This window comes from Allobosea sp. 01N443 (assembly GCF_056399325.1).
On the sequence record NZ_JBFTRC010000209.1, the window covers coordinates 1 to 9,694 of the forward strand.

Sequence of the window (9,694 nt, forward strand, 5' to 3'; positions counted from 1 at the left end):
GGGGGGCGTCAACACCTACGCGCTCACTGAGCGCGGACGGGCGATCATGGGCGTCCTGCCGAAGTCGGCAGACTGATTAGCTGAGAAGATTAGGGCGAAGAAGCCGAGTTGAAGGCGACCGATCAAAGTCAGCTTTCAAACCGACATCGAAAGGGCAGAATCGACCCCATGTGAGACATTCGCGGCCAAGCAAGCCGAGGGTGAGGTTGGCCTTTTCTGGACATCTAGGATGTCCGCTTCTGGGCAATCAGCCCAGAGGGCCGCGTCGGAGGGCACTGTCACCACTTAACGCGGCGAATGCTGCCCCTGCTCGGCAGCTCGCTTGGCTTTCGCTGGGCGTGTCGACTTCTTCTCTTCAGCCGCGTCAGACTCGACCTGCTCAATCATTATCGCCAGCGCAGCAAGGGTAATTTCCTTCTTCTTAGCGTCGGGATGCTTCTTGCGAATGGCAGAGAGCAATTCACTCGGATCGCGATAATGATGAGCAAGCTTAAGTATGGTCCTGCCGATTTCTTCATTATTCGAAGCCATGATACCCTCCTGCTCTTGGCTTTATAGAAGGATCCTTCTGCGCCGATAGCGACAGCGCACGAGCTTAGATTGAGGCATAACCGAACTCTCTACCGTTCTTCAGGCGCTTCTGAAACCGCGTCTTCTTGTATTTGGGGTCATTCGTCACTTCCGGGCCGACCCAGGTCGGTAATTCTACAACTTGGCCTTCATGTTCCAACTCGATTTCGGCAATCACGAGACCTTCCAAAGCAGCCTCGTAAACATCGACCATCCATGTCAGGCCGTCATAGGGCACAAGGAAGCGCGTCTTTTCAATAACCTGCCCATTGCAAAGCGTACTCAGCATCTCCTCGGCATCGGCACAGGAAATTTCATATTCGTACTCAGAGYGCGTGGCGCCAACCCGGGGGCCTTTGATCGTCAACCATGCTCGGTTTGCTCCAAGACGAACGCGGACCTTTCCGCCACCGAATTGAGCCAACAGTCCATCACGCAGGTGCTGCTCACTCTTAACCACGCTCCGCCACTGATCGCCCGTTACAAGGAACTTTCGCTCAATTTCAACGTGCATATCGCAACCCTACCGGCGGTCGTTGCGAGAGGACGGGCGTCTACCGCCCGTGTAACGCAAAGCTAGTGTAGGCGCCCTATAAGAGAGCGCCATTCATGTGTGAGTAAAGAAAAAATAGAAATACCGCGCGCCTATGCCGCGAGTGCCGGCCGCGCTCGCCATCCGGGGCTCCGATAGATTGGGACCGGTGTATCGGTAGCGCCCCGGTGCAAAACAMCGCCACGCGACGCGTGGCGCGTCCAGTGGGATGTCCGCTTCTGGGCTCCAGGCGAATGTCTGCAATGGCGCGGTCCAACCCTGCGCCGTGACGCCCGCGACCTTCCGCTCACCACCCTTCTCAGACCATGGCGAAGTCCGCTTTGCGGCAAGCTCGCCAACGTCAGGTTTCGAGCGAGCACCTGATCACCGCTCTCGACCCGTCTGAGACATTTGAAGATCAGTCTCTGGCTACCGGGCTCGGTCCCATTCCCGACGCTGACTGCGCCCGCTTTCGGGCCAACCCAGCCTTCGTTTACCTCAGCCTCAGCCTTATTCTCTCAGAGAGCATCCACTCTTGACCCCAGAGTTGACAAGTGGCGGCGCGGCTTCGCCGTCCGACCGGAGCCAGCGGCCTGCTAGTCGCGCGGTTATTTGAGCAGCATTGGGAGGATGGCAAGTGCGGCGAGAGCAAGCACGACCCCGATGCGTAGCCAGATAGCTCTGCGGTTACTCCTCACAAGCATACAACGCTCCCCACGCAACGTTGAACTAGCATGGCAAGTCGCTGCCGACCTGCCTCCCAGCGACGGAGCAAGCCAAGTCCAGAAGTCATCATGGACCCGCCCTTGCGTGGCGCAAGATGCGTTGAGGTTACCGGGGCGTGTCCATTGTCACGACTCCGTCAGCGAGGGGCGTTGTCGTCTCGGGCTGGCCGATTAATGATCGCCCACGCTGATAATCAGGGATGACTCGAACGTGCCGATACTGGTGTGTTTGCGCGACGGCAATGAGCCGTCGCGCAAATCATTCAGCCCTTCGTGACGATTGGCGTCGCAACCGGCGGGGGCGCCTTGCCTTTGCCCTTGCCGACTCCAACGCAGCCGCCTGCCGCAAGCAAAGCGATCGATACAATAACAATAGCCGACTTCGTCATGTGTTGACCCTCGAAAATCGTTGCTACTTTGTTTGATAGAACTTGCTCCGTAACAACGTTTGGTAAAACAGCGGGCAACCGTCCTACACGATGCCGCTGCAACGACCTCCAGCGGTCCCGCCTATTTCCAGCAGGACCGCAGGAGTTCCATTCGCCGCGCGTCAGAACTTGTAGTTCACGCCGACGCGAACGATCCCGCCGCCGCCGCCGCCACTGGTGGTGGCGGTGTAGATTCCGGCCGGGAGCACGCCGCCCGCGGGGTTTTGGAAGACCCGGGTCTGTCGGCCCTCGCCGGTATCGACGTAGAGACCTTCGAGCTTGACCGTCCAGTTATTGGTGAAGGCGTATTCGACGCCGCCRCCGATGGTCCAGCCGGCATTGCTYGTCGTGTTGCCGGTCAGYGGGTTGCTGTTCAGGCCGCCATAGGCCAGACCGCCSGTGATGTAGACCAGGGTCCGATCGAAGGCGTAACCGATGCGGGCGCGCACGGTGCCGAAATASCCGCCGTCACCACCGCCATTATTTGCCCACCAGGTGTATTGCCCCCAGGACATATTGCCGTTCGATCCGACATACTGGATATCGGTCTCGAGACCGTAGACCCASGCGCCGGAYTGCCAGTTATAGCCGATCTGGCCGCCGCCGACGAACGTGCCGTCGCCGCTATTGCCGCCCAGAATTCCGGAAGAGCCAGCTGTCGGCCCGGTAATGGTGATGTTACCCGAGTCGGCCCAGCCCATGCCGGCGTTGAGGCCGATGTAAAATCCGGCCCAGGTGAAGACGGGAGCGTAGACGATCGGGGGAGGCGGCGCTTGGCGGCTGGGAAGATCGGCCGAGAGGGCCGACGTCGCCAGGCAGGTTGCAAGGACGGCGGTGGATACAAGTCCTAGTCGCATGGTGTCCTCCGAAGTCAGGAATAGGCCAGCCTATCTGTTGCACATCAAATTGCGGCGGTGAACCCGAATAATCGGCCTAATTTACTGATGGATGTCAAATATTCCCGATAGCGACAATTTGATCACTTAGCCAATTATGAATGCGAATTCTCGATGACGTGAGGTCAATCAATCCATGGGTGCGCCTTGAAGGTTGTCAGGACGGGGATACCGGAGTGTCTTTGATCTCGGCGGTCGCGCAATGCGTATTCGGAGCGGCGATGATTGGCCGAAATGGGGTTGGGTCATCGGGCGCGTGCGAATAATCTTGTGCGCGAGGCCGGCCGAGCCCATAACCAGCCTGCCAGGAATGACGCGGACGGTTGTCTTGCCTCAGGCTGCGGCTGCGGCTGGCCCGGCGTCAAACATGGTGTTCTGGGGCGGCCAGGGGTGGCCAAGGGGGCAGCAAAGACGGTTCATCGATCCAAAGGAGTTTTGCCATGAGCGATGTCTTCAATCCGGACGTGATCTCTCGTCGACATGCCCTTTCCTTCTTGTGGTCGGCGGCTGCACTGGGCCTCGCAGGGGCTGCCACAGTCCTGACAAGTTCACCTTCCGAGGCCGAGACCGCGGGCATGGATCGACGCGGCGACAGGCGCACCGGGCGCGGGGAGCGACGCGACGTTCGCCGCACCGGACGCACCGATCGGCGTGAGGAGCGCCGTCAGTGAGTGGCTGCTGAAGGTACAGCGGAAGAGCGGGATACGATGGCGGCCCCTCTGCGCACCATCCCTGCGTAGGGATGTGGTCGCCACCGTCTCGCGCGCCATTTGAATCTCAAGCCCGGTACGGCGACGCCGCTCACGCCAGCGACGGAAGGTCCTCCGCAGTGCGCGTCACTCTGCCAGCATGATCTCGGCCGCACGCTCGCCGACCATCATCGCCGGAGCGTTGGTGTTGCCGGAGGGGATCGTCGGGAAGATCGAGGCATCGGCGATGCGCAGGCCGCTGAGGCCATGCACCCGCAGGCTCGCATCGACAACTGAATCCGCAGGATCGGGCCCCATCCGGCAGGTGCCGCAGGGGTGGAAGACCGAATAGGCCTGCTGCCGGATGGCGTCGATCTGCGCCTCGTCATCGGCGCAGTCCGGCCCCGGACGGATCTCGCGCTCGATCAGGGCGGCGAAGCTCGGCGCCGATGCCAGGCGGCGCAGGAAGCGTGCACCGGCCAGGATGTCGCGGATATCCTCCGGATCGGAGAGATAGTTCGGCTCGATCACCGGGGCGACATGGGGATCGGCCGAGCGGATCGCGACATGCCCGCGGCTGCGCGGCCGGCAGGGCGAGACGCTGGTGCTGAAGCCGGAGAACGGATCGGGCTTCATCAGGGCGCGCACGCCGGGCAGGGCGCGCTCATAGCTCAGCGGCGAGAAATAGAGCTGCATGTCCGGACGCTCGAGCCCCGGCCGCGTCTTGAAGAAGCCGCCGCCCTGATTGACGCTGAGCGAGAGCGGGCCGCTGCGGTGAAGCGCATAGTGCAGCGCCATGCCGATGCGGCCGGGCCAGGAGAGCAAGGCCTCGTTCAGGCTGGGCCGCCTGGACCGGTAGACATGGTCGTAGCAGAGATGGTCCTGGAGATGGGCGCCGACCGCCGGCAGGGCGTGCAAGGGCGTGATGCCATGCTGCGCCAGAAGCGCGGGCGCGCCGATGCCGGAGAGCTGCAGGAGCTGGGGCGAATTGATTGCGCCCGCCGCGACGATGATCTCGCCGGCGGTGCGGAAGCTGACGGGCGCGCCGTCGCGTTGCCCTTCGACGCCGACGGCGCGGCGCCCCTCGAACAGGATGCGCGAGGCGAGCACGCCCGTCTCGACCTTGACGCGCCCGGTCTTGCGGGCCGGATGCAGATAGGCGCGTGCCGCCGATTCACGCAGGCCGCCGCGCGTCGTGATCTGGTAGATGCCGGCGCCCTCGCAGCTTTCGCCGTTGAGATCGGGGTTGAAGGGCAGGCCGGCCTCTTGCGCCGCCTTGACGAAGATCGGGGTCAGCGGGTGGACGACCGAGGCGATGTCCTCGACATGCACGGGGCCGCCCGCGCCATGCCACTCTGACGCGCCGAGCGCATGGTCCTCCATGCGGCGATAGGCGGCGAGCACCTCGCGCCAGCCCCAGCCGGGATTGCCCATCGCCTCCCAGCCGTCGAAATCCTCGCGCTGGCCGCGCATATAGACCATCGCATTGATCGCGCTCGACCCCCCGACGACCTTGCCGCGCGGCTGGTAGATCTGGCGGCCGGCGAGGGCGGGCTGGCTTTCCGTCCGGTACATCCAGTTCAGGCGCGGGTGGTAGAAGGTTTTGCCGTAGCCGATCGGCAGATGCAGCCAGGGGCTCAGGTCGCGCGGCCCGGCTTCCAGCACGAGGATGCGGCCGCGCCCGGCCAATGCGAGGCGCCCGGCCAGCGCGCAACCGGCCGAGCCCGCGCCGATGACGATGACATCCCATTCCTCCAAGATGGACTCCCTGCCGCTTCCGGCGCTGCCTGAACATCAGGCTCGCGATGTGTTTGCATCGGCTTTCCCCGAAAACCGCGATCCACGTTTCGGGCCGATGTCTTAGGTTGGATTGGGCTTGTCGCTAAGGACCATTCTGTTCGAAGCGCCAGTCCAATCGGTGGGGATCAGGCCGGCGATCAGGCCCAGGATCAGGTCGAATTGAGATCGTCGATCGCCTGGCGCAGGCCAAGCACGCCGGCCTGGATCTGCGCCGGCGTGAAGCCGCTGAAGCCGAGCACGAGCCCGTCGCGCTCCACCGGCTCCAGGCTGAAGCGGCTGATCGGCGCCACCGTGATGCCGCGCCGGGCGGCGGTCTGCGTCACCGCAACGGCATCGAGCCCCTCGCGCAGGAAGCCGATCGTGTGCATGCCGGTATGGGTGGGCACGACGGTGAGAGCGCCCGCCAGATGCGCATCCGCCGCGGCGATCAGCGCCTGGTGGCGCTCCTGGTAGAGCTTGCGCATGCGCCGGACATGGGTGGCGAAATGGCCCTCGACGATGAAGTCGGCGACGATGCCCTGCAGCGCCGTCGGCACGCCCGGCGAATAGGCGTCGAGGCAGATGCCGATCTGCTCGGCGAGCTGCGGCGGGGCGACGAGGAAGCCGAGGCGCRGCRAGGGGAACAGCGTCTTCGAGAAGGTGCCGACATAGATCACGCGACCGGTCAGGTCGATGCTGGTCAGCGTCGCCATCGGCGCGCCCTGGAAGCAGAACTCGCCGTCCCAGTCATCCTCGATGATCCAGGCGGAACTCGCCTGCGCCGCCTCCAGCAGGGCCAGCCGCCGTTCCAGGCTCATCTTGGCGCCGAGCGGCTGCTGGTGCGAGGGTGTGACGAAGGCGAGCTTGAAATCCGGCGCGCGGCGCAGGCCTGCCTCGACGATCAGGCCGGCCTCGTCGACCGGCACCGGCACGATATCGGCACCCGACAGGATCAGGCTGTTGCGGGCGCCGATCGCGCCCGGATTCTCGAACCAGACCTTGTCGCCGGGATTGATCAGCGTCGCGGCGAGCAGCTGGAAGGCCTGCTGGGCGCCGGCGACGATGAAGATCTGCTGCCATTCGCAGGCAATGCCGCGGTTGAGCCGCAGATGCGCGGCGATCGCCTGGCGCAGCACCGCCTCGCCATGGGGATCGGGATAGCCCAAAACCTGCTGGCGGGCCTTGCGCCAGTGCCGGCCGGAAAGCTTGGCCCATTGCGCCATCGGGAAGGCGTCAAAAGCCGGCATCGCCGTAGTGAAGGCGCGCGGCTGGTGCGGCAGGCGCGTGCCGAACAGTTTTGAGGCGGAATCCATCGCCTGCGCCAGCCGGAGTTTTGCGGTCGGCACGGCTACCGCCGCGGTCACTGGGGCCGGCCGCTCGCTCGCCAGCGCCTGGCTGACATAGGTGCCGGCACCGACGCGGGTCTCGACCAGCCCCTCGGCGGCGAGCCGGTCGAAACTCTCGACGATGGTGGTGCGGGCCACGCCGAATTCCTGCGCCAGCGTGCGCGTCGCCGGCAGGCGCTCGCCGACCTTGAGCGCGCCGCTCAGGATGAGTTCGCGCAAGCCCACGCAGACCTGGACGCTGAGCCCATGCTGCCCCTGTCGATCCAGCACGATCGATTGCAGCAGGACACCTTCTTCGCGTTTGACCATATCGCTCCAGTGATCCTGCCCAAGCCAGCACCGGTCGCGATCTCTGCGATTGGACTGCTGCTTTCGCCAGAATGGACCTTGGGTTCAGACCAATTCAAGTTCCTTTCTGAGCCCACGCCGCCTGGCAATCGCGCTGGGCCATGGCGATGGATTGGCGGCGGCAATAATGAAGATCACCCGTCTCGAAAGCTTCACGACGCCGGATGTCGGCTTCGTCCGTGCCACCTGCGAGGATGGCAGCCAGGGCTGGGGGCAGTTCTCGCCCTATAATGCCGAMAYCACCGCGACGGTCTTCCACCGCCAGGTCGCCCGCTGGGCCATCGGCTGGGACGCCTTTGCGGTCGACGACCTCGTCGCGACGATCGGCGAGCGCGAGCACAAGTTCCCGGGCTCCTATCTCTGCCGGGCCCTGACCGGACTCGACACGGCGCTCTGGGACCTGCGCGGTCGCAAGGAGCGGAAGAGCGTCTGCGAATTGCTCGGCGGCACGCCGCGCCCGTTCCCGGTCTACGCCTCCAGCATGAAGCGCGGCGAGATCACTCCCGAGGCTGAAGCCGAGCGCCTGGCCCGGCTGCGCGACGCCCATGGCTACCGCGCCTTCAAGTTCCGGGTCGGGCGCGAATGCGGCCGCGACCTCGATGAATGGCCCGGCCGTACCGAGGCGATCGTGCCGCAGGTCCGCGCCGCGCTCGGCGACGAGGCGACGCTGCTGGTCGATGCCAATAGCGGCTATACGCCGGCAAGCGCGATCGCGGTCGGCCGCATGCTGCAGGACCATGGCATCGTCCATTTCGAGGAGCCCTGTCCCTATTGGGAACATGCCTGGACGCGTGAGGTCCGCGAGGCGCTCGATCTCGACGTCACCGGCGGCGAGCAGGATTGCGACCTCGCGATCTGGCGGGCGATGATCGACGGGCGTGTCGTCGACGTGGTGCAGCCCGATATCTGCTATCTCGGCGGGGTCGGGCGGATGCTGACGGTGGCGCGCTGGGCGGCCGAGGCGGGCCTCCCGGTGACGCCCCATTCCGCCAACCAGTCGCTGGTGACGGTGTTCACCCTGCATGTCATGGGCGCGCTCGCCAATGCCGGCCCCTATGTCGAATTCTCGATCGAGGGTCCGGACTATTACCCTTGGGAGCAGGGGCTGCTGCGCAACCCGCCCAAGGCCCGCGACGGCATGGTCGCAATCCCCTCCGAGCCCGGTTGGGGCGTCGAGATCGAGCCCAGCTGGCTGGACCGGGCCGAGTATCGCGTGACCGAGGTGTCGGCGTGACCCTCGACCGGGAGAAGCTGGTCGAGGAAGCGCGACGCACCGGTACCCTGGCAGGTCTGCCGCGCGGGCATTTCATCGGCGGCCGGCTCATTGCCTCCGTCTCGGGGCGGGAGATGGAGAGTTTCGACCCCGGCCGCGGCGTCCCCTTCGCCAGCGTCGCAGCGGGCTCAGCCGAGGATGTGGCGGCGGCGGTCGCGGCGGCACGAGCGGCGCTGTCTGGCCCCTGGTCGCAGATGACGCCGGCGGCCCGCGGCGAAATCCTGATGCGGGCGAGCCATCTGCTGCGCGAGCGGGCGGCGCGGTTCGCCGTGGTCGAGACGCTCGATTCCGGCAAGCTGCTCGCCGAATCCGAGGGCGATGTCGGCGGCGTCATCCGTGCCTTCGCCTATTATGCGGGGGCCGCCGACAAGCTGCATGGCGACAGCGTGCCGCTCGGCCCGGACTACCTCGGGGTGACGATCGAGGAACCGGTCGGCGTCGTCGCGCAGATCGTGCCGTGGAACTATCCGCTCTCGACGGCCACGCGCGGCATCGCGCCGGCGCTCGCCGCCGGCTGCACCCTCGTCGTCAAGCCGGCCGAGCAGACGCCGTTCACCACGCTGATGCTGGCGGAACTGCTGCATGAGGCCGGCCTGCCCGACGGCGTGCTCAATGTCGTCGCCGGCACGGGAGCGGAGGCGGGCGCAGCACTCGTCGCCCATCCCGGCATTGACCACATCACCTTCACCGGTTCGGTCGCGACCGGCCAGCGCGTGATGCGGGCGGCGGCCGGGCATGTCACGCGGCTGGCGCTCGAACTCGGCGGCAAATCCCCCGTCGCGCTGATGGCCGATTGCGAGATCGGGCCGGCGGTCGAGGGTGTGCTCGGCGCGATCTACGAGAATGCCGGCCAGATCTGCTCGGCCGGCTCGCGGCTGATCCTGGAGGCGCCGATCGCGGGCGAGGTTCTCGACCGGCTCGTCGCACGCGTTTCAGCGATGCAGCTCGGCCATGGCTTCAGCGATGCCGGCATCGGGCCGATCAATTCGCTGCAGCAGCTCGCGCGCATCGAGGCCCATGTCGAGCGGGCGCGTACGGCCGGCAACCGCATCCTGATCGGCGGCGGCATCGTTCCCGCAGGCGAATGCGGCGGCGGCTGGTTCTATCG

Annotated in this window: 8 protein-coding genes; 3 read left to right on the forward strand and 5 right to left on the reverse strand. The window is 65.3% G+C overall.

The genetic code is table 11. The features are described 5' to 3' along the window. Positions 1-285: 285 nt before the first annotated feature. The 3 genes from AC1DRP_RS31325 to AC1DRP_RS31335 all read right to left on the reverse strand — a co-directional run bounded on the left by AC1DRP_RS31325 (position 286) and on the right by AC1DRP_RS31335 (position 3,112). Positions 286-531, reverse strand: a complete 246-nt coding sequence (locus tag AC1DRP_RS31325; RefSeq protein WP_441509168.1) for a hypothetical protein — start codon at positions 529-531, stop codon at positions 286-288. A gap of 64 nt (positions 532-595) precedes the next feature. Next, the gene (locus AC1DRP_RS31330; RefSeq protein ID WP_476770536.1) at positions 596-1,084 is read right to left on the reverse strand and encodes a CYTH domain-containing protein; all 489 of its coding nucleotides are present in this window, start codon (positions 1,082-1,084) and stop codon (positions 596-598) included. Positions 1,085-2,377: 1,293 nt separating this feature from the next. Continuing rightward, positions 2,378-3,112: an outer membrane protein gene (locus AC1DRP_RS31335; protein WP_476770537.1), complete on the reverse strand. Its 735-nt coding sequence runs from the start codon at positions 3,110-3,112 to the stop codon at positions 2,378-2,380. Between the two features lie 479 nt (positions 3,113-3,591). Between AC1DRP_RS31335 and AC1DRP_RS31340 the strand changes: the two genes are divergently transcribed. Further along, positions 3,592-3,822: a twin-arginine translocation signal domain-containing protein gene (locus AC1DRP_RS31340; protein WP_441506670.1), complete on the forward strand. Its 231-nt coding sequence runs from the start codon at positions 3,592-3,594 to the stop codon at positions 3,820-3,822. 165 nt (positions 3,823-3,987) lie between these two features. Here the strand turns inward: AC1DRP_RS31340 and AC1DRP_RS31345 are convergent, their stop codons facing one another. Both AC1DRP_RS31345 and pdxR read right to left on the reverse strand, forming a co-directional pair. Further along, entirely contained in the window at positions 3,988-5,598 is a 1,611-nt protein-coding gene (locus AC1DRP_RS31345) for a GMC family oxidoreductase (protein ID WP_441506671.1), read from the reverse strand. Between the two features lie 191 nt (positions 5,599-5,789). Beyond that, on the reverse strand, positions 5,790-7,274 hold the full coding sequence (gene pdxR, locus AC1DRP_RS31350; RefSeq protein ID WP_476770538.1) for a MocR-like pyridoxine biosynthesis transcription factor PdxR: 1,485 nt from the start codon (positions 7,272-7,274) through the stop codon (positions 5,790-5,792). Positions 7,275-7,440: 166 nt separating this feature from the next. Between pdxR and AC1DRP_RS31355 the strand changes: the two genes are divergently transcribed. Next, complete coding sequence (locus AC1DRP_RS31355) at positions 7,441-8,547, forward strand: mandelate racemase/muconate lactonizing enzyme family protein (protein WP_476770539.1); 1,107 nt, start codon at positions 7,441-7,443, stop codon at positions 8,545-8,547. After that, the coding region (locus tag AC1DRP_RS31360; RefSeq protein WP_476770540.1) for an aldehyde dehydrogenase family protein at positions 8,544-9,694 on the forward strand (1,151 nt) is incomplete at its 3' end. The genes AC1DRP_RS31355 and AC1DRP_RS31360, both read left to right, overlap by 4 nt.